General features: G+C 39.7%; 21 protein-coding genes. 16 read left to right on the forward strand and 5 right to left on the reverse strand.

All coding sequences use genetic code 11. The features are described 5' to 3' along the window. Positions 1 to 27 precede the first annotated feature (27 nt). Positions 28 to 1,593 carry an ABC transporter substrate-binding protein gene (locus tag N7931_RS14965; protein ID WP_262795154.1) on the reverse strand — a complete coding sequence of 522 codons (1,566 nt, stop codon included), beginning with the start codon at positions 1,591 to 1,593 and terminating at the stop codon, positions 28 to 30. A 287-nt stretch (positions 1,594 to 1,880) separates the two neighbouring features. Here N7931_RS14965 and N7931_RS14970 point away from each other — a divergent pair, with 287 nt between their 5' ends. From N7931_RS14970 to N7931_RS15035, 14 genes are all read left to right on the forward strand, one after another. After that, positions 1,881 to 2,822, forward strand: a complete 942-nt coding sequence (locus N7931_RS14970; RefSeq protein ID WP_262795155.1) for a porin — start codon at positions 1,881 to 1,883, stop codon at positions 2,820 to 2,822. A 142-nt stretch (positions 2,823 to 2,964) separates the two neighbouring features. Then, a complete protein-coding gene (urtA, locus tag N7931_RS14975; protein ID WP_262795156.1) occupies positions 2,965 to 4,248 on the forward strand; it encodes an urea ABC transporter substrate-binding protein in 1,284 nt (427 codons plus the stop codon). Between the two features lie 174 nt (positions 4,249 to 4,422). Further along, the gene (gene urtB / locus N7931_RS14980) at positions 4,423 to 6,048 is read left to right on the forward strand and encodes an urea ABC transporter permease subunit UrtB (RefSeq protein ID WP_262795157.1); all 1,626 of its coding nucleotides are present in this window, start codon (positions 4,423 to 4,425) and stop codon (positions 6,046 to 6,048) included. Beyond that, the gene (gene urtC / locus N7931_RS14985) at positions 6,045 to 7,220 is read left to right on the forward strand and encodes an urea ABC transporter permease subunit UrtC (protein ID WP_262795158.1); all 1,176 of its coding nucleotides are present in this window, start codon (positions 6,045 to 6,047) and stop codon (positions 7,218 to 7,220) included. Before urtB ends, urtC begins: the two co-directional genes overlap by 4 nt. Then, positions 7,220 to 8,035: an urea ABC transporter ATP-binding protein UrtD gene (gene urtD, locus N7931_RS14990; RefSeq protein WP_262795159.1), complete on the forward strand. Its 816-nt coding sequence runs from the start codon at positions 7,220 to 7,222 to the stop codon at positions 8,033 to 8,035. Before urtC ends, urtD begins: the two co-directional genes overlap by 1 nt. Beyond that, positions 8,032 to 8,727: an urea ABC transporter ATP-binding subunit UrtE gene (gene urtE, locus N7931_RS14995; RefSeq protein WP_262795160.1), complete on the forward strand. Its 696-nt coding sequence runs from the start codon at positions 8,032 to 8,034 to the stop codon at positions 8,725 to 8,727. The genes urtD and urtE overlap by 4 nt, the downstream gene beginning before the upstream one ends. A 59-nt stretch (positions 8,728 to 8,786) precedes the next feature. After that, complete coding sequence (locus N7931_RS15000; RefSeq protein WP_262795161.1) at positions 8,787 to 9,701, forward strand: urease accessory protein UreD; 915 nt, start codon at positions 8,787 to 8,789, stop codon at positions 9,699 to 9,701. A 141-nt stretch (positions 9,702 to 9,842) separates the two neighbouring features. Next, entirely contained in the window at positions 9,843 to 10,145 is a 303-nt protein-coding gene (gene ureA, locus N7931_RS15005; RefSeq protein ID WP_262795162.1) for an urease subunit gamma, read from the forward strand. Between the two features lie 9 nt (positions 10,146 to 10,154). Next, a complete protein-coding gene (locus tag N7931_RS15010; protein WP_262795163.1) occupies positions 10,155 to 10,463 on the forward strand; it encodes an urease subunit beta in 309 nt (102 codons plus the stop codon). Then, positions 10,463 to 12,166: an urease subunit alpha gene (ureC, locus tag N7931_RS15015; RefSeq protein ID WP_262795164.1), complete on the forward strand. Its 1,704-nt coding sequence runs from the start codon at positions 10,463 to 10,465 to the stop codon at positions 12,164 to 12,166. Before N7931_RS15010 ends, ureC begins: the two co-directional genes overlap by 1 nt. A 159-nt stretch (positions 12,167 to 12,325) precedes the next feature. After that, positions 12,326 to 12,787, forward strand: a complete 462-nt coding sequence (ureE, locus tag N7931_RS15020) for an urease accessory protein UreE (RefSeq protein ID WP_262795165.1) — start codon at positions 12,326 to 12,328, stop codon at positions 12,785 to 12,787. Between the two features lie 18 nt (positions 12,788 to 12,805). Beyond that, positions 12,806 to 13,504, forward strand: coding sequence for an urease accessory protein UreF (locus N7931_RS15025; protein WP_262795166.1), 699 nt, complete (start codon positions 12,806 to 12,808; stop codon positions 13,502 to 13,504). Between the two features lie 232 nt (positions 13,505 to 13,736). Beyond that, the gene (gene ureG, locus N7931_RS15030) at positions 13,737 to 14,360 is read left to right on the forward strand and encodes an urease accessory protein UreG (RefSeq protein WP_262795167.1); all 624 of its coding nucleotides are present in this window, start codon (positions 13,737 to 13,739) and stop codon (positions 14,358 to 14,360) included. A 33-nt stretch (positions 14,361 to 14,393) separates the two neighbouring features. Beyond that, positions 14,394 to 14,579 carry a hypothetical protein gene (locus N7931_RS15035; RefSeq protein WP_262795168.1) on the forward strand — a complete coding sequence of 62 codons (186 nt, stop codon included), beginning with the start codon at positions 14,394 to 14,396 and terminating at the stop codon, positions 14,577 to 14,579. A 102-nt stretch (positions 14,580 to 14,681) separates the two neighbouring features. Here the strand turns inward: N7931_RS15035 and N7931_RS15040 are convergent, their stop codons facing one another. From N7931_RS15040 to N7931_RS15050, 3 genes are all read right to left on the reverse strand, one after another. Beyond that, on the reverse strand, positions 14,682 to 15,281 hold the full coding sequence (locus tag N7931_RS15040; RefSeq protein ID WP_262795169.1) for a hypothetical protein: 600 nt from the start codon (positions 15,279 to 15,281) through the stop codon (positions 14,682 to 14,684). Beyond that, the gene (locus tag N7931_RS15045; protein ID WP_262795170.1) at positions 15,278 to 15,751 is read right to left on the reverse strand and encodes an RNA polymerase sigma factor; all 474 of its coding nucleotides are present in this window, start codon (positions 15,749 to 15,751) and stop codon (positions 15,278 to 15,280) included. Before N7931_RS15045 ends, N7931_RS15040 begins: the two co-directional genes overlap by 4 nt. 427 nt (positions 15,752 to 16,178) lie before the next feature. Next, entirely contained in the window at positions 16,179 to 16,928 is a 750-nt protein-coding gene (locus N7931_RS15050) for a hypothetical protein (RefSeq protein WP_262795171.1), read from the reverse strand. A gap of 264 nt (positions 16,929 to 17,192) precedes the next feature. On the opposite strand from N7931_RS15050, the gene N7931_RS15055 reads away from it, so the two are divergent. After that, positions 17,193 to 18,056 (forward strand): pirin family protein, encoded by an 864-nt coding sequence (locus N7931_RS15055; RefSeq protein WP_262795172.1) that lies wholly within the window; start codon positions 17,193 to 17,195, stop codon positions 18,054 to 18,056. Positions 18,057 to 18,105: 49 nt separating this feature from the next. Continuing rightward, entirely contained in the window at positions 18,106 to 18,645 is a 540-nt protein-coding gene (locus tag N7931_RS15060) for an NADPH-dependent FMN reductase (RefSeq protein WP_262795173.1), read from the forward strand. Positions 18,646 to 18,724: 79 nt separating this feature from the next. Here the strand turns inward: N7931_RS15060 and trxA are convergent, their stop codons facing one another. Then, positions 18,725 to 19,042 (reverse strand): thioredoxin, encoded by a 318-nt coding sequence (gene trxA / locus N7931_RS15065; RefSeq protein ID WP_262795174.1) that lies wholly within the window; start codon positions 19,040 to 19,042, stop codon positions 18,725 to 18,727. Between the last annotated feature and the right edge of the window lie 165 nt (positions 19,043 to 19,207).

Genomic DNA, 19,207 nt, shown 5'->3' on the forward strand with positions numbered 1-19,207 from the left:
GCTTGTAGTAAACGGTTGAAGAGAATTTTAATGAGCATGGTTAACGACAGACATCTTAGAAATATTAAAATTACGCTCGAACGGGTCAAAGCTAAATCCTTCGACCGCCTGATTCACCGCACTACTTTGTTGATAATAAGCAATTGGGATTAATGGTAAGTCAGCCATAACTAACTTGGCAATTTGTTGGGCTGTTTGGCGATATTGTTCAGGGTTAGTTTGCTGGGGAAGCTGATTTAACAAAGCCGATACTTGTGGGTTATACCAGTTCATCGGCCCCCAGTCGCCACCGTCAAGGCTACTAAATTCAGCTAAAATTAATCCGAGTGGATCGCCAATTGTGCCAAAGTTTCTGGCGATTAATGCCATTTGCAAACTGCCATCTGCATGGCCGGATGGAATCGCACTTGAGTTTTCCATATTTACGGCCAGTTTGATGCCAATTTGTGATAACTGATCCTGAATGGCGGTGGCAATTACAATCAGTTCTGGCCGATTGGCATAAGTGATTAAATTTAATTTTAGTGGCTGTTGTTGTTTTTCCCGAATGCCTTGCTTGTTTAAATGCCAGCCTGCTTGTTGTAATAATTGTCTGGCTGTCGCTAGGTTTTGCTCAATAGCGGCTTGTTGTGGTATATGCCATTGCGATAACACTGGGCCGAATATTTGATTCGCTTCGCTATTTGGTGCTTTTAAAATACCTTGGGTAATGCCTGTGCGATCAATCGCTAAATTAATTGCCTGACGTACGTTTAAATCGGCTAATGCTGGCTCTGCTAAATTGAGTTTTAGCATAATGGTACGTGGAATTTCGGTTAAATTGACTTTAACTTGTGATGCTTGGTTCAGGCTATTTAAACTGGCGGGATCTAAATTATAAACAATGTCTGCCTGACGGGTTTTTACCATCATAGCGCGGCTTTCTGAGCGATGGCCGGTAATATACTCGACTTCTTTTATTGCTGGTTGCCCAGCCCAATATTGCTCAAATAGCTGAGTGTTAATTCTGTGAGGCGGAGTAAATTCAGTTATTTTATAAGGGCCAGTTGCTAAAAGCTGATTAACTTCGCCATTTTGGGCGTAAGACTCAGGTGCTAAAACAGCGGTACTATAATTGGTTAAAATGGATGGAAATGGCAAATAAGCTTTAGTTAACTCTATATTGAGAGTTAAATCGTCTTTTATCGTGATCGTTTTTATTTGAGCTAATTTGAGTGGGCCGGGCTTACGCATAGCGATTTGCAAAGCCTGTTTCACATCACTTGCCGTCATTGTTTTACCGTTGTGAAACAATACTTTGTCTTTAAGTTGTATCTGCCAGTTTTTCCCTTGATCGACACTTTTCCAGTGAGTTGCTAACCCCGAGGTTAATTCACCGGTTTGGCTAACGTTAACTAAAGTTTGTAATACTTCTAAACGCTGGAAAATATAGCCGGTGGTTGCTGGATCTAAATTAATGGCTTCAAAAGGCCCGCTGATCACAATGGTATTTTCTTTAGGTGGTTTTACACAGCCATTGAGCAATAAACAACTTAAAATAAATAAGCTACCAAATACTTTGTGGTAGCTGAACTTAATAACCTTGGGACACATAGATAATGAATTTTATTGATACAACTTTTTGTAGCAAGATCCTACCCGAAAAATACTAAGCCGATTATCTATCGGTTTTAAAAATATTAAAAACTACGTAGATCTACGTAGTCTTATGCGCACTTCTGCGAATATTCATCATTGCTTTTTAGCGTAATACTAAGTCTCAGTTGTAAACATAACCTTGCACAAGCTTCCTTCCCAATTGTGAGTCATGATTATGTTTACAGCCCAGCTAACCAGTTATCGGTTAATTACAACAAAAATTAATTTCAGGGGTGGAAACAATGAGAGTATCTAAGCGCAAAATATTAAGTTTAGCGGTGGCGATGGCAGCTGCAACAACTGCACCTTTAACTCAGGCGGAAGGTTTTCAGTTATCAGAAAAACTGACAGCAACCGGCTTTATTGATATGTCTTATGTTTATACCGATGTGGATGGCGGTGATTCTGTCAGTACATCTGGTTTAGATCAATTTGAAATCGACTTTTTATACGACTTTGATGACAAATTAAAAGCTCAGGTAGATTTGGAATATAAAGATTCGTACGGCTCGGTTGATTTGGAGCAAGCATTTTTAACTTATGCCTTAACGGAAGAATTTACGATAAAAGCAGGTCGTTTTTTAAGTTACTCTGGCTGGGAAACTGAAGAGCCAACCGGTTTATTCCAATACTCAGGTACAGGTTATGCCCCGTATTTTTATGGTTATTATCAACAAGGGGTCTCTGGTTTATATAGCTCTGGCAATTTTTCTGCTGCACTTTCTGTTATTAACAGCCCATACAGCCCGGAAGATACAGATTCTGAAAATCCAGGCTTTGAAGCCATGCTTGCGCTTACCCCAACAGAATCAGTCACAATAAAAGCATTTTATTTACAAGATGGCGATACCAATACAGCTAACTTTTGGGCCGCTTATTCTGAAGGCGCATTAACTCTAGCTGCTGAATATAACCTAGGTGATTACGCGGATGACAGTGAAGGTTCGGGTTATTTATTAATGGGTAATTATGCCTTTGATTCTGCTGGCATCACGCTTAGATACCACGACTTTGAAATTGAAGATGCAGCCGGCAACGTGATTGATGATGGTAGTGCAATCACTATATCACCAAGTTATACAGTGAGTGATAACTTACTTATGGTTTTTGAATATCGTATGGATGAAAGTGATACCAATGGCGACTCAAATACCATTGCCGTCGAAGCTTTGGTGACTTTCTAAACTCGTTATCCCGTTGGCATAAAAACAATAACAGAGCAGGTGAGCTATCACCTGCCAGCCAAATATAAAAATAAGCAGTAAATAAAAAGCAGTAGAACAAATAAACACTTTTAGATTTATCAAATTTTGAAAGGAAAAGAATATGAAACTTAAAAAACTCATTGCAGCCAGCTCAATTGTTGCTTCTAGCTTAGTCTCTTCAATGGCAATGGCGGCAGATACGATTAAAGTGGGTGTTTTGCACTCTTTATCTGGCACTATGGCAATTTCTGAAACCACATTAAAAGATACCGTTTTAATGATGATTGAAGAGCAAAACAAAGCCGGTGGCTTATTAGGTAAAAAGTTAGAACCAGTTGTGGTTGACCCTGCTTCAAACTGGCCATTATTTGCGGAAAAAACCCGTGAGTTATTATCAAAAGAAAAAGTGGATGTTATTTTTGGTTGTTGGACTTCGGTATCACGAAAATCAGTATTACCGGTTGTTGAAGAGTTAAACGGTTTATTGTTTTATCCGGTTCAGTACGAAGGTGAAGAGTCTTCTAAAAATGTATTTTATACCGGTGCTGCGCCAAACCAGCAGGCGATCCCAGCAGTGGATTATTTAATGAATGATATTGGTGCACAGCGCTGGGTATTATTAGGTACAGATTATGTATATCCACGTACCACCAACAAAATTTTAGAGGCTTATTTAAAAGCAAAAGGGGTCGCTGAAAAAGATATTATGATCAACTACACACCGTTTGGTCATTCAGATTGGCAAAGCATTGTCAGTGATGTGAAAAAATTCGGTTCAGCAGGTAAGAAAACTGCAGTGGTTTCAACCATTAATGGTGACGCAAATGTGCCTTTTTATAAAGAGTTAGGTAACCAAGGCATTTCTGCAGAAGATATTCCGGTTGTGGCATTCTCGGTAGGTGAAGAAGAATTATCTGGTTTTGATACCTCTCCTTTAGTTGGCCATTTAGCGGCATGGAACTACTTCCAGAGTGTTGAAACAGAAGAAAATGAAGCGTTTATTGCACAGTGGAAAAAATTTATTGGTGATGACAAACGTGTAACTAATGACCCAATGGAAGCAACTTACATTGGCTTTAAAATGTGGGCAAAAGCTGTAGAAAAAGCCGGTACAACTAAAGTAGATGCAGTTGAGAAAGCTATGATTGGTATTACTGTACCTAACTTAACAGGCGGTACAGCGGTAATGAATGCGAACCATCATTTATCTAAGCCTGTGTTAATTGGTGAAATTCAGGATAACGGCCAGCTAGAAGTGGTATGGGAAACTGCAGGAACAGTAATTGGGGATGCTTGGTCAGACTTTTTACCTAGCTCTAAAAATCTGATTGCAGATTGGACTGCACCAGTTAATTGCGGCAACTTTGATATTAAAACAGCTAAGTGTTCTGGTCAGAATTTTTAATCACTCAATTTAAATTAGCTAACTAAGTTTGAATTAGACTTTGTTCATCAAACTTAGTTATCCGGTTAATTAATCTAGTAATAATCTCCCAAGTGGTATCGCTGTTTTAGTATGTGCTGCTAAAGCAGCGATATTTATCTGGATATAAGTAACACCAAATTAAGGAATTTCGCAATGCTGCGCACATTCTGCCTCGTCATTACACTTTTGATGTCAGTGTTTAGCGCATCTGCTTATTCAGATGAGTTTGAAACTCTGGTTCAGCAACTCCCACATAAAAATTTACGCAATATCACACCGGTTTTAACCCAAATAGCAGAGCAAGATAACGAGCAGGTTCGCTTTGTATTAACCGAAGCGTTAAACGGTGATCTTTATTATCTTAAAAGCAATAAACAAGTTGTTAGTATTCGTAAAACCAGCTCTGGTGATTACACGGCAACCCAGATTATTGGTGGTCAGGTTTTACAAAATCAGTCCAAGTCGGATATGAAAAAAATTAAAACCAGCAATAGTATTCGTAGTGAAATTCGCGGTTTATTAGCTCAAATTGACTTAACTCATAAAAATAAAAATGTACGCTTAGGCGCGGTTAAACAAATTTTGGATGACCCAAGTGACGATTCAATTAACTTGATTAAAGCGCGTTTAACCCAAGAAGAAGATGCCGATGTAGTCGAGCTAATTGAAACCGCAATAGCGGTAAATCAGCTTAAAAATGCGGATGATGAAACCAAGCTAGCAACCGTTGAGCAATTAAAGCAAAGTTTAGAGCCTGCTGTGCGCAATGCTATGGTGGCGCAAATTAATCGTTTAAACGAAATAGATGCCAGTGAGTTATCGGCAACTCAAAAACAGCTTAAAAATGAGTTAAATAAGGCGATTGAATCGATTAAACAGCAGCGTTCGGTTTATGAGTTTATTGAAAACTTATTTTTTGGCTTGAGTTTAGGCTCGGTTTTATTATTGGCTGCGATTGGCCTGGCGATTACGTTTGGGGTCATGGGGGTGATTAATATGGCACACGGCGAAATGATTATGCTGGGTGCTTATACCACTTATGTTATTCAACAAATGTTTCCACAATGGATTGATTATTCATTGTTTATTGCGATTCCGGCTGCATTTTTAGTTTCAGGCTTTGTTGGGATATTAATTGAACGCGGTGTGATCCGTTTTCTAAAAGGTCGCCCTTTAGAAACTTTGCTCGCTACTTTTGGGATTAGCTTGATTTTGCAGCAATTGGTTCGTAGTGTGTTTTCGCCGCTTAACAGAACGGTTGCAGCACCAGAATGGATGAGTGGTTCATGGCAGATTAATCCTATTTTCTCTATTACGTTTAACCGCTTATATATCGTTATTTTTGCGTTAACTGTGTTTTTTGCTTTGCTTGCGTTTATGAAGCGATCCTCTTTAGGCTTGCATGTTAGAGCGGTTGCACAAAATCGGGAAATGGCACGAGCTTTAAGTGTACGCAGCGACAGAGTCGATGCGATTACCTTTGGTTTGGGTTCAGGTATTGCGGGTATAGCCGGTGTGGTATTAAGCCAGCTTACCAATGTGGGTCCTAACTTGGGTCAGTCTTATATTATTGATTCATTCTTGGTTGTGGTGTTTGGTGGTGTCGGTAACTTATGGGGTACTTTAGTTGCGGCTATGTCGCTTGGCACAATCAATAAATTCCTTGAGCCGGTTACAGGTTCTGTATTGGCAACCATTATTGTATTGGTTGGTTTGGTCTTATTTATCCAAAAACGACCTAAAGGTCTGTTTCCACAAAAAGGGAGAGCAGCAGAATGATCCCGAATTCAATTCAATCTTTATTTTCAAATTCCGCATTTAAAAAACTTGGAAGCTTACCTTTTGTGGTCGGTTGCCTGTTTATCACTACTTTATATGTGGCGGTTTGTAACTTAGCTTTTCCGGCTGATTCAGCTTTGCATGTTAGCACTTATACAGTCACTTTATTTGGCAAATATTTGTGTTATGCATTACTCGCTTTAGCGGTCGATTTAGTTTGGGGTTATTGCGGCATTTTAAGTTTAGGTCATGGTGCATTTTTTGCGCTCGGCGGTTATGCAATGGGCATGTATTTAATGCGCCAAATTGGTGATCGCGGTGTTTATGGTAATCCGGAATTACCTGATTTTATGGTGTTTTTAAATTGGGATAGCTTGCCTTGGTATTGGGCGGGTTCTGACAGTTTTATCTGGATGATAGTCATGGTATTGGCAGGTCCCGGATTATTAGCTTATATCTTTGGTTCTATGGCGTTTCGCTCGCGAGTGAGTGGGGTGTATTTATCGATTATGACTCAGGCTGTAACTTATGCGCTGATGCTGGCTTTTTTCCGAAACGAAATGGGCTTTGGTGGTAATAATGGCTTAACTGACTTTAAAGATATTTTAGGTTTTTCATTGCAATCAGATACGACCCGAGTGGTGCTATTTGCTTTAACTGCAACCTTTTTAGCGTTAGGTTTTGCGCTGTGTCATTTTATTGTGAACTCTAAAATGGGACGTGTGGTTACGGCAATTCGCGACTCTGAAAATAGAGTGCGTTTTATTGGCTATAAACCAGAGCATTATAAAGTATGGATTTTTGTTGTTTCTGCCATGTTAGCTGGGATTGCGGGTGCATTATATGTACCTCAAGTGGGGATTATTAATCCGGGAGAGTTTTCACCGCTTAACTCAATTGAAATGGTCGTTTGGGTTGCTATTGGTGGACGTGGCTCTTTATACGGGGCAATTATTGGTGCTTTAGTAGTGAGTTACGCCAAAACCCGTTTTACCGCCATTATGCCAGAAGCTTGGTTATATGCCTTAGGTGGCTTATTTGTCTTAGTCACTCTGCTGTTACCAAAAGGTATCGCTGGTTTTGTGCCTGCTATCGCCGACAAATTTAAAGCAAACAAATCAACTAAAAATACGCAGTCAGTTTCAAATAAAACCACGCCGGAGGTGAAATAATGGTTGTTGATAAGCATGGTTCTCCTTTATTGGCGGAAGATAATATTTCACCGGATACTCGTCATGGTGTGATCCTGTATGTGGAGGATGTCAGCGTCAGTTTTGATGGGTTTAAAGCGTTAAATGATTTGAGTTTGTATATTAATGACGGTGAGTTACGTTGTTTAATAGGGGCAAATGGTGCTGGTAAAACAACCTTGATGGATGTAATTACCGGTAAAACTAAGCCTGATGTTGGCAAAGTGAGTTTTGGTCAGCAAGTGAATTTATTGGATATGGATGAAACGCAAATTGCACGTGCCGGGATTGGTCGCAAATTTCAAAAGCCAACCGTATTTGAAAAATTAACGGTATTTGAAAATCTTGAATTAAGTTTGGCTGGCGATAAAGGGATATGGACTAATTTATTCCACAAATTATCGGGTGAGCAAAAAGACGAAATTGGCAAAATTTTGCACACCATAGGTTTGGTTAAAGAGTGCAATATGTTGGCAGGGGCTTTATCTCACGGGCAAAAACAATGGCTTGAAATTGGGATGCTATTGGCGGCTAAACCTCGTTTACTATTGGTTGATGAGCCAGTTGCCGGGATGACAGCACAAGAAACCGAGCGAACGGCAGAGCTATTAACTTCACTTGCTGGCGAGCATTCTGTGGTAGTGGTTGAACACGATATGGCATTTGTACGCTCAATTGCGCGTAAAGTAACCGTTTTACATCAGGGCAGTGTATTGGCAGAGGGGTCAATGTCAGAAATTCAGGCTAACCCGGAAGTGGTTCGAGTATATTTAGGTGAAGAAACGGGGGATGCATGATAGAGCTTAATTCAGTTAATCAAAAATATGGTGGCACTCAGATTCTGTGGGATCTGAATATGAAAATAGAAAAAGGTTCACGCACTTGTATTATGGGGCGAAACGGGGTGGGTAAAACGACCTTGCTCAAATGCATTATGGGGATGTTGCCAATTAGCACAGGATCATTAACCATTAATGATCTTGATATGAGTAAAAAGTCAGTTGAGCAGCGTCCGGAAATTGGGGTAGGTTATGTACCACAAGGGCGTCATATTTTTGGGCAATTAACAGTGGAAGAAAATTTAAAAGTTAGCTTAAACTGTAAGCGCCAGAAAAATAAAGAAATTCCAGAACATGTATTTGAGTTATTTCCGGTACTTAAAGATATGTTACATCGCCGTGGTGGTGATTTATCCGGCGGTCAGCAGCAACAATTAGCAATAGCACGTGCTTTGGTGCTGAATCCTGATATTCTTATACTGGATGAGCCAAATGAAGGTATTCAACCCAATATTGTTCAGCTTATTCGAGATGTTTTGTTAAAACTGAATAAAGAGCAGGGCATGACTATTGTATTGGTTGAGCAAAAATTGCCATTTGCCCGAGCTGTAGGTGAATATTTTCATTTAATGGAAAAAGGCGAAGTGGTCGCATCCGGAGCGATGGAAAAATTAGATGATAAATTAATCGCACAATATTTAGCGGTTTAACTTTTATCGGTTTTACGTAGCGGTTTTACGCTTAGCAGTTAAACAATAACGGAATAATAATGAATCAATCTGCTGCTATACCAGTTAATACGCCAGCCAATGGGCGAAGCTGGATAGCAAATTTAAATTTAAATTTTAGCCGGACACAAACTGGTAGCCGGCTAAGCTCGGTTGAGCGCAATGGTCCTTTATCTGTGCAAAAAGCTTTTTATCCTGAAGGGCCTGATTGCGCGCATGTTTATTTATTACATCCGCCTGCCGGGATTGTCTCCGGTGATGAATTACATTTATCGGCAACACTGGAAGCCAACAGCCATGCTTTATTAACTACGCCGGGTGCAAATCGTTTTTACCGCGCTCGTGATGATAAAAATTTAGGCACAACGCTTCAACTTCAACAAACCCATTATCAAATTGCAGACCACGCAACTTTAGAACATTTACCGCAGGAAACTTTAATTTTTCAGGGCGCAGATGCGGTTAATAAAATTAAGATTGAGTTAACACCATCCAGCGTTTATTTAGGGTGGGATGTTATTTGTTTGGGTTTACCAGTAATGAATCAGGCGTTTGATAAAGGCCAATTTGAGCAATTATCTGAAGTTAAAGTGGGTAACAAATTAGTCTTTCACGATAGATTAAAAGTAAATCAGGACAACCAACTATTAAATAAAGCGGCTGGTTTAGGTGGGCACCATGTGGTTGGTACTTTTATTGCCGCTGCGCCAGTGCAATTATCTGGTGAGCAAAACCGGCATAAATGTGAAGCGCTGACTGAACAATTAAGAGCAAAAATAACTGAGCTAAATGCGAGTGATAAAGTCAGTATCAGCCAGTTAGATATGTTATTTGTGATCCGTTATTTAGGTGATAAAAGCGAAGAGTGTAAAAAGTATTTTGCCGCGCTTTGGCAAATTTTACGTCAGGCTTTATGCCAGCGTGAAGCAAATATCCCAAGAATCTGGTTGACTTAAATTATTGTTATATCCATGTGCGGTTATTCAGCATGACGCTGAGTAATAAAATTGGATTGCTGCCTGCGCAGGAATGACCGCTATGCGCAGGAATGACAATAAAAAACAGTATTCAATATCTTAATTTTAAGAGAAAAAAGTATGGATTTATTACCAAGAGAGAAAGATAAATTACTGATATTTACTGCGGCTTTATTAGCTGAGCGCAGATTAAATAGAGGGTTAAAACTTAATTATCCAGAAGCTATGGCCTATATCAGTATGGAAATTATGGAAGGTGCGCGTGACGGAAAAACCGTTGCCGAGTTAATGGATTATGGCCGTACTTTATTAACCCGTGATCAGGTAATGGAAGGTATTGCTGAATTAATTCCCGAAGTTCAGGTTGAAGCCACTTTTCCCGACGGCACTAAATTAGTGACAGTGCACAACCCGATTGTATAGGAGCAGAGTATGATCCCCGGTGAAATTAAAACACCTAAAGGTGTGCATGAATTAAATGTTGGCCGAGAGAAAATCAGTTTGGAAGTGGTTAATACCGGCGACAGACCCGTTCAAGTTGGTTCGCATTATCATTTTTATGAGGCGAATCCAGCACTTAAGTTTGAACGTGAGCAAGCTCTAGGTTTTAGATTAGATATTACCGCAGGTACCGCGGTGCGTTTTGAACCAGGCCAAAGCCGAGAAGTCACTTTAGTTGCTTACGCAGGCAGACGCAAAGTATATGGTTTTAGAGGTGAAGTAATGGGAGCGCTAAAATAATGGCATCAATTGATAAACACGCATACGCTCACATGTTTGGTCCAACGGTTGGCGATAAAGTACGTCTAGCCGATACTGAACTTTGGATTGAAGTTGAAAAAGATTTCACCACCTATGGCGAAGAAGTGAAATTTGGTGGTGGTAAAGTCATCCGCGATGGGATGGGGCAAAGTCAGGCGTCCTGTGCTGATACCGTTGATTTAGTGATCACCAATGCATTAATTTTGGATCACTGGGGCATAGTTAAAGCGGATATCGGCATTAAAGATGGCCGTATTCAAACTATCGGCAAAGCCGGTAATCCAGATATTCAGGATGGCATTGATATTGAAGTCGGTCCGGGTACTGAAGTGATAGCTGGAGAAGGCCAAATTGTTACCGCCGGTGGTATAGATGCTCATATTCATTATATTTGCCCGCAGCAGGTTGAAGAGGCGTTAATGTCGGGTGTTACTACTATGATTGGTGGTGGTACCGGCCCTGCTACCGGAACTAATGCAACCACTTGTACTTCTGGGGTTTGGTATATTCACAAAATGCTTGAAGCCACTCATGATTTACCAATGAATTTTGGCTTTTTAGGCAAAGGCAACGCCAGTTTACCAGAGGCTTTAGCTGAGCAGATTGAAGCCGGTGTGTGTGGTTTAAAATTGCATGAAGATTGGGGGACAACACCTCAAGCAATTGATACTTGCTTAGGTGTAGCTGAAAAATACGATGTGCAAATTGCGATTCATACCGACACCTTAAATGAGTCTGGTTTTGTTGAAGATACCATTGGCGCATTTAAAGGGCGTACTATTCATACTTATCACACTGAAGGCGCAGGTGGCGGTCATTCGCCGGATATTATTCGTGCCTGTGGCGAAGAAAATGTATTGCCATCGTCAACCAATCCAACAAGACCTTATACGGTTAACACCATAGATGAGCATTTGGATATGCTGATGGTATGCCATCATTTAGATCCGTCTATTCCGGAAGATATTGCGTTTGCTGATTCGCGTATCCGTAAAGAAAGTATCGCAGCCGAAGATATTATGCATGATATTGGTGCTATCAGCATGATAGCGTCTGATTCGCAAGCAATGGGACGGGTAGGCGAAATGATTTGCCGCACTTGGCAAACGGCACACAAAATGAAAACTCAGCGTGGCCCGTTAGCACCGGATACCGAAGCAAATGATAACTTTAGAGCCAAGCGTTATGTGGCTAAATACACCATTAATCCAGCAATTAGCCATGGTATTGCGCATGAAGTTGGCTCAATTGAAGCCGGAAAATTGGCCGATTTAGTTTTGTGGAAACCGGCTTTTTTTGGAATAAAACCAGCTATGATTTTAAAGTCAGGCATGATTGCCGCAGCCCCAATGGGTGATGCTAATGCTTCTATTCCAACGCCGCAGCCGGTTTATTATCGCCCTATGTTTGGTGCATTAGGTAAAGCGGCTTCGCAAACTTCAATGACCTTTTTATCGCAAGCAGCGGTTGACAATAAAGTACCAGAAAAGCTGGGCTTAACCCGTAAAATCGGGGTATGTAAAAACACCCGAAATATTGGTAAAAAAGATATGATCCACAATAGTTTAACGCCAAAAGTTGAGGTTGATCCGCAAACTTATGAAGTAAGAGCTGATGGTGTTTTATTAACTTGTGAACCTGCGAGTGAATTGCCACTAGCACAGCGTTATTGTTTATTTTAAAAAATAAAATTTTGGATTACTTGGGTTATTTGGTGTTTTGTAGGTCGCCCTTTAGGGCGATTAGATTTTAAATCTAACTTTTATTCGGGCTGAAGCCCGACCTACAAGATGCTGGGGAATTAGATTGCGCTTTTAGATTAAGAATTTTTGAGGAATTAAATGTTACAGGTTTATCAGCGATTATCGCATGTACACGAGCCAGTTTTAGCCAGCATTACGCTGGATCATGGTACTCGTCAAAAAGCCAGAATTAAAGCAAAAACCGATCAGGGTGAGGATATTGGCATTTTTGTTGAGCGTGGTCATCCACTAAAAGTAGGTGAAATTTTAAAAACTGAATGCGGTAAATTAATAGAAGTCAAAGGCGCGATAGAGCCGGTAACAACCGCCAGCACAAATGACTGGCATACCTTTAGTAAAGTCTGTTACCACTTAGGGAATCGTCATACAGTGTTACAGGTAGGTGAGCGCTGGCTTAGATTTAAACCGGATCATGTTTTACAAGAATTATGTGAAATGTATGGTTTAACGGTTAGCAATGCCCCTGATATTTTTGAGCCAGAAAGCGGTGCTTATGGCGGGCATTCAGGGCACGCTCATTCACATAGCCATGAACATTAATTGATAATAAAAAACAATATGATAGAGAAAAAACCTTTAGCCGCTTTACAACTTAACCGGTTATTACAACTTTGTAGTGTTGGTTTACCGGTTGGTGGTTTTTCATTTTCTCAAGGGCTGGAATATGCAATTGAATTGGGTTGGGTGAATAATGTAACTACCACAGGGCAGTGGATTGAAACCAATTTAATTGAATCTATTGCAACCACTGATTTGGTGGTACTTGCTGAGCAAATTAGTATTTTACAGGCAAATGACTTTGCTGAATTTGAACAACTCAACCAGCTTATTATTGCTTGTCGGGAAAGTGCAGAATTGAGGCTAGCCGATCTCGCTATGGGTAAAGCCTTGATTAGACTGTTAAATCAGCAAGCGTTAGATTTTGGACAAGCACTAGAGTTAGCCAGTCATTGGGATGAAGTGAGTTTTATCAGCGCATTTGCACTGGCATGCCATTATTGGCAAATCGATATAGACGCTGCATTAGCTGGATTTTGTTGGACTTTTATTGAAAACCAAGTCGCTGCTGCAACTAAATTAGTCCCGCTTGGGCAAACTCAGGCGCAAAATTTATTATTTAGTTTGAGTGAAAAAACACAAGCAGCGATTGAAAAAGCGCAGCAAACCGGATTGGATGAAATTGGGTCGAGTTTGCCTCAAGTAGCGATGGCCAGTGCATGGCACGAAACCCAATATACAAGATTATTTAGGTCTTAATAGATTGATTTAGCTCTACTATAAATAGTTTAGCTAAGCTCCGAGTTTAGCGAGTTGGAAAGACGATATTAACAAATTGATTGTAGGTCGGGCTTCAGCCCGAGTGGCAAATAAGCCCAGCTTGTCGGGCTTTCGGCATTGTGCTCCTGCAATGCTCTACCACCGACATCCCTGTCGGCGATACCGACCTACAATTTTGATTTAATCAAATCAAAAGAAATTGGAGAATTATATGAAAAAACAAACGTTAAGAATTGGTGTCGGTGGTCCGGTTGGTTCGGGTAAAACCGCTTTATTAAGAGAGTTATGTTCGGCTTTACGTGATAAATATAATATGGCTGTTGTCACCAACGATATTTACACCAAAGAAGATGCTGAATTTTTAACCCGTAATAATGCCTTGTCGCCAGACAGAATTATGGGGGTAGAAACCGGTGGTTGTCCGCATACCGCCATTCGTGAAGATGCCTCAATGAACCTAGCTGCCATTGATGAGTTACAAAAGCGCCACGGTGATTTAGATTTTGTTTTGGTTGAAAGTGGCGGCGATAATTTAAGCGCAACTTTTAGCCCAGAATTATCCGATTTAACAATTTATGTGATTGATGTTTCCGCAGGTGATAAAATACCCCGCAAAGGCGGCCCGGGTATTACCAAATCTGATTTGTTAATTATCAATAAAATTGATATTGCTGAATATGTTGGTGCATCTTTAGAAGTAATGGACAGAGATGCGAAAAAAATGCGCGGTGACAGACCTTTTATTTTTGCTAATATCAAAGCTCAGCATGGGTTAGCCGAAATTATCAGTTTTATCGAAACCGAAGGTATGCTAGATATAACTAAAACAGCCTGATTTTAATCCAGTTTAAAGGTAGAGGAATTTATTATGTTACGTTCAATCTTTGTTTTATTTGTTGCTTTATTCAGTAGTCAGGTTTTAGCGCATCCGGATCACAGTTTAGGTGAAACTGCTCACTCGTTTTACCATGCTATCTTCTGGATTGCTTTTGCCGCTGTTGTTGTAAAAGGCATTAGCTGGTATCGCAATCGTAAAAACCAGAAACAAGATTAATTTTGCTCCACAACTGATTTTGTTTTCCCGGCTTATGCGATTTTGTCGCTAAGCCGGGCTACATCCATAAAACAGCTCTAAGCTCTATAAAACCGATTAACCTTATTTACTTTCATCTGCTGTTAAATCTGCTAATGTCTTTTCTAATTCCTGTTTTCTCGGAATCAGATCTTTTTTTACTGCTCTGGCATTCAGCCAATACACAGCAATAAATACAATTCCAATAAAGCCGAAATACAAAGGCATAGTCCATTTAAATAAGTCATCTAGATTGTCACCGATATAAATTAAACTCACGGTAAAAAATAATGGCAATAATGACCACAGCCAAATGGAATTTAATAAGTTAATTTGTTTATTAACCATAGTTAACTGATTTTCCAGATACGATTTGGTTGAAAGCAGTTGAGTACCCGGAGTCGGTTTTGCCCGATTTAAAATAAAAGGCTGAGTTAGCATTAAAGCTATGGTCAACAAGCAGCCAAGTGCACTAATCCAATGTTCTGCTTTCCACGCGATTAGAATAAAAACCGGAATTGCAGGCAATAGCAATAAGGTTTCGCGTTTATCGCGAAAAGCGATTTGTTTTTCCAACTTTTCCATGTTTTGACTAACATCTTCAATTTGCATATTTAAACTTGGGCTTTGATTTAACATTTTGATCTCCTTTTGCCACTGGATTTTTAAATCATCTAATTTCATACATCACCTCCAACAAATGTGGATTCTAAAAACTGCTTAATTCGACTAATTCGTGCACTGGTTGCATTTGCACTTATCCCTAAAATGTCGGCAATTTCGTTTACCGCAATATCATCAAGATACAAAATAAGTAGTGCCGCGTCGGTATCATTCAAAGCATTGAGATAGGCTTGTAGCAAATCTGCTTGAGTTGTATGCTCTGTAACCGCTTTTTCATGGCTTTTGTTTAATTCGGTTTGTGCTGGCATCTTGTTATGTTTACGTGCATAACCTAAAGCGGTATTCAACGCGACTCGGTAAAGCCAAGTGCTAACCTGCGCATCACCTTTAAAGGTATTAAAGCTGCGCCAGAGTTGCATCAATATTTCCTGCACTAAATCATCTTTGTCGTCTGAGCGGCAATATCGCATTGCGATATACCGTATTCGCCCCTGATTCTGTTGGATGAGTCTATTAAATGATTCCGTCATACCGGTCCGATAAAAATTAGTGTGTTTAAAATATTAGTTGTTCGAAAAATTAAGATCTGACAGGTTAAATTAAAAAATTATGCTGAATTTTTCTAATGTATTGATTTTAATATAGATTAACTTTAAATATATTTTTATAAAAAGCAGAGCAAGTTAATGACGGGCGGTAGGTTTATACCCAAGCCACTTGAAGGTGTATGTTCCAGAGCTATCACTGCGTTTTTTAATATAAGGCATGTTAATGCTGGAGACATTATCTTTATTTATTTTGAAAAGGGATAATCATTATCTTCAATCAATGCCTTGTCTAAATGCTTTTTAGCTCTTGCTGAAATCTCGCACCTTCAAGTAGCTTGGGTAGATATAATTTGAAGTAAGTTTGATATATAAGGCTTGGCAGATTACCCCAAGCCTTAGAAAACGATATTTATTCGGTTTCTGAACTATTATTTTGTGGAATTCTCAGCGCGGCATACAAACTATTTAAATCGTTTATACCTGAGTTTGATTTGCTTTGCTCACCATAAGCTTGCATCATTTCACGGCCTTTTGGTGGTGGCGGCAGCATAGCTTCTTCACCAGATTCCAGTCGATTTGCCATATCTGTTAATAATTCTTCGGTAGATAACCCCATATCGGATGCCATTTGATTTAGCCCATCCGGTGCTTGTTCAGCTAATGCTGCTAAATCATATTCACCACTGGCAACTGAATCTTCAAACAGGGCTTTAAAATCCATCATGTCTGATAATTCTGAATCTGTAGTTGATTCTTCATCTGATTCATTTTCATTGGCTGGTGGTGGCGGAGGCATTTGCCCCATTTGCCCTTGTGGAGGCGGTGGCATGTCAGATTGGCTTTGAGTATTTTCCAGCAAGCTGGTTAAATCTAAATCCAATTCGGATGCTAAATCCTGTAATGCTTGTGGTGCATCTTCTGCCAGTGCTTCTGCATCAAAAGTACCATCTTCTTTAGCTTGTTGAACTGAATCAAAAAAACTTTGTAATTCGCTGGTTTCCTCTTCACTCAATTGTGATGCAAATTGGCCTATCGCGCTAATATTTGCATCGTTTGGTGGAGGCGGCGGTGGCGTAAACTGGTTACTTTGAGTTGTTTGGCTGCTGGTTAATGCGGTATTGGTATAAAGTTGATACTGGCTTGAGCTGATTTCGTTCATTGCACTTGACTCCTGTAAAATTTAAATTAAGTCCCCCCTACCTAACACAAAGTTAATCGCTGATTGTGCAAATAGTTGTGAGCAAATGTGCAAATAATGTGGAAGTTAATTTCTCAATGATTGGATTAAATAATGTCAAACCAAGCTTATTTATGTTTCAACGGGCTATTTTCTTATGTCCAGTACAGGTTAATGCAGGTTTGGGTTGTATTATTTAATTGTCCCGATAAGCTTGAGTTAATATGCAAATAACAGGAGCAAGCTATGGCTAGAAAGTTAAATGCAAAACAACACGATTTAGGTGGTTTAACCGTTAAACGAATTTTGCCAAATCCGGAGTGCAAAATGGTGGGACCTTTTATCTTTTTTGATCATATCGGGCCTGCTCAATTTGCTGCTGGTGAGGGGATTAATGTACGCCCGCATCCACATATTGGTCTTTCTACATTAACTTATTTATTTGATGGACATATTCTTCACCGCGATTCGCTTGGTAATCATATCGAAATTGCCCCAGGTGATGTTAACTGGATGACAGCCGGAAAAGGCATAGTGCATTCAGAGCGCGAGACGCTGGAAACCCGAGCCAGTCAACATACTATTCATGGCTTGCAGTGTTGGATTGCTTTACCTAAAAACTTTGCCGAAATTGAGCCGGAATTTATTCATGTTAAAAAAGAGCAATTACCGGTTTATATGTTTGACAATGTAATGAAGCGGCTAATTGTAGGTGATGCTTATGGTATGAGCTCGCCAGTAAAATCTCATTCACCAATCTTTTATCTGGATGTTGTTGCCCAGCTTGGCAGTCAAGTTTTTCGCCCTAACTTAGACCATTTAGCTGAACAGGAAACTGCTATGTATGTTATAGATGGGGAAGTTTGTATCGGTGATGTAAGTTATAAAGCCGGTGATTTTGTTTTATTTGAGTCAGCAGATCATGCAATTGACTGTGTAACTCATGCTCGTTTTATTTTGTTGGGCGGCGATAAATTTACTCAAGTGCCTTATATTGACTGGAACTTTGTCTCTTTTGATAAGGCCAGAATAGAACAAGCCAGAGATGATTGGAAAAACGGTCGCTTTCCAACTATTGCTGGTGATGATAAAGAGTTTATTCCGTTATAACCCGAGTTGTTTGCAGATAAACCAGCGTATTTCAAAATAAGGAGGAAATATGAAAATTTTAGCCATTAGCGGTAGCTTACGAGCCGATTCTTTTAATACTCAATTATTACAAGCGGCTGGGCAAATTGTTCAAGCGCAAGGCCATGAATTTGAAATATATGATTATGCAGATGTGCCTTTATATAACCAACAAATTGACGGCGATAACAAGCCGGATTCAGTTAAACAGTTAATTACTGCAATTGAATCAGCCGATGGTTTATTGGTGGCCACACCTGAATACAATTATAGTTTTTCTGGAGTGTTAAAAAATGCAATTGATTGGGCATCTCGTCCAGCTTATAAATCTTGCCTTGCTCATAAAAAAGTAGCCATTGTCAGTGCCTCAATGAGCCCAATTGGCGGTGTACGTGCCCAAGCTCATTTACGTGATGTATTCGCCGGAACATTAACCGATGTTTACCGCGCGCCAGATTTTGCATTAGCGACAGCACAAAATGCATTTTCAGCAAGTGGCAGCTTATTAGATGAAAAAATACAGGCTAATTTAAATCGTTTGATTGAAGGTTATCTTGATTGGCTGGTGTAGCTGATTTTATTTGTAAGCAAAAATAAAATGCAGGTTTTTGAGTTAATCAAAACCTGCATTTTAAATTCAATTTAGCGTTTTATGCTTGCTCTACAAAAGCTTCAAGTTGAGTGAGCGGTAGTGCACCAACCTTAGTTGCTACTTTTTGTCCCTGATTAAATAACAGTAGAGTTGGAATACCACGGATGCCGTATTCACTCATTAATTCAGGTGATGCATCAGCATCTACTTTTACAATTTTAACATCATCGCGTTTTGCTGAAAGCTGCTCTAAAATCGGGGCAACCATTTTACAAGGGCCGCACCAGTCAGCATAAAAATCGACTAATACTTTACCTTCAAAACCTGTTACTTCGTTTTTAAACTCTTCTGCCGAAATCGTCTTAACATTTGCCATAGTGGACTCCTAATGAACCTCAACCCTGGATAAGAAATTGCTTTCTAGTGGTTATTTTCTCCGATAACTTCGTTGAATTCGCTAGTAATAGCCAGCTATTACGTACGCAAATTCGCCTTGTTCTCAGAAAAAATCCCTCACTAGAAAAAGAACTTAAACTAAAAA

Origin of the sequence: Catenovulum sp. 2E275 (genome assembly GCF_025515275.1) — a bacterium.
Classification (GTDB): Bacteria; Pseudomonadota; Gammaproteobacteria; order Enterobacterales; family Alteromonadaceae; genus Catenovulum.

What these genes read in the sequence shown, in the direction of transcription:
- urtB (WP_262795157.1), top strand. Translation starts at nt 4,423, where the DNA reads ATGCTGCGCACATTCTGCCTCGTCATTACACTTTTGATGTCAGTGTTT.
- ureE (WP_262795165.1), top strand. Translation starts at nt 12,326, where the DNA reads ATGTTACAGGTTTATCAGCGATTATCGCATGTACACGAGCCAGTTTTA.
- N7931_RS15035 (WP_262795168.1), top strand. Translation starts at nt 14,394, where the DNA reads ATGTTACGTTCAATCTTTGTTTTATTTGTTGCTTTATTCAGTAGTCAG.
- urtE (WP_262795160.1), top strand. Translation starts at nt 8,032, where the DNA reads ATGATAGAGCTTAATTCAGTTAATCAAAAATATGGTGGCACTCAGATT.
- urtD (WP_262795159.1), top strand. Translation starts at nt 7,220, where the DNA reads ATGGTTGTTGATAAGCATGGTTCTCCTTTATTGGCGGAAGATAATATT.
- trxA (WP_262795174.1), bottom strand. Translation starts at nt 19,042, where the DNA reads ATGGCAAATGTTAAGACGATTTCGGCAGAAGAGTTTAAAAACGAAGTA.
- N7931_RS14965 (WP_262795154.1), bottom strand. Translation starts at nt 1,593, where the DNA reads ATGTGTCCCAAGGTTATTAAGTTCAGCTACCACAAAGTATTTGGTAGC.
- N7931_RS15025 (WP_262795166.1), top strand. Translation starts at nt 12,806, where the DNA reads ATGATAGAGAAAAAACCTTTAGCCGCTTTACAACTTAACCGGTTATTA.
- ureA (WP_262795162.1), top strand. Translation starts at nt 9,843, where the DNA reads ATGGATTTATTACCAAGAGAGAAAGATAAATTACTGATATTTACTGCG.
- ureC (WP_262795164.1), top strand. Translation starts at nt 10,463, where the DNA reads ATGGCATCAATTGATAAACACGCATACGCTCACATGTTTGGTCCAACG.
- urtA (WP_262795156.1), top strand. Translation starts at nt 2,965, where the DNA reads ATGAAACTTAAAAAACTCATTGCAGCCAGCTCAATTGTTGCTTCTAGC.
- N7931_RS15055 (WP_262795172.1), top strand. Translation starts at nt 17,193, where the DNA reads ATGGCTAGAAAGTTAAATGCAAAACAACACGATTTAGGTGGTTTAACC.
- N7931_RS15000 (WP_262795161.1), top strand. Translation starts at nt 8,787, where the DNA reads ATGAATCAATCTGCTGCTATACCAGTTAATACGCCAGCCAATGGGCGA.
- N7931_RS15060 (WP_262795173.1), top strand. Translation starts at nt 18,106, where the DNA reads ATGAAAATTTTAGCCATTAGCGGTAGCTTACGAGCCGATTCTTTTAAT.
- N7931_RS15010 (WP_262795163.1), top strand. Translation starts at nt 10,155, where the DNA reads ATGATCCCCGGTGAAATTAAAACACCTAAAGGTGTGCATGAATTAAAT.
- N7931_RS15040 (WP_262795169.1), bottom strand. Translation starts at nt 15,281, where the DNA reads ATGAAATTAGATGATTTAAAAATCCAGTGGCAAAAGGAGATCAAAATG.
- N7931_RS15045 (WP_262795170.1), bottom strand. Translation starts at nt 15,751, where the DNA reads ATGACGGAATCATTTAATAGACTCATCCAACAGAATCAGGGGCGAATA.
- N7931_RS14970 (WP_262795155.1), top strand. Translation starts at nt 1,881, where the DNA reads ATGAGAGTATCTAAGCGCAAAATATTAAGTTTAGCGGTGGCGATGGCA.
- urtC (WP_262795158.1), top strand. Translation starts at nt 6,045, where the DNA reads ATGATCCCGAATTCAATTCAATCTTTATTTTCAAATTCCGCATTTAAA.
- ureG (WP_262795167.1), top strand. Translation starts at nt 13,737, where the DNA reads ATGAAAAAACAAACGTTAAGAATTGGTGTCGGTGGTCCGGTTGGTTCG.
- N7931_RS15050 (WP_262795171.1), bottom strand. Translation starts at nt 16,928, where the DNA reads ATGAACGAAATCAGCTCAAGCCAGTATCAACTTTATACCAATACCGCA.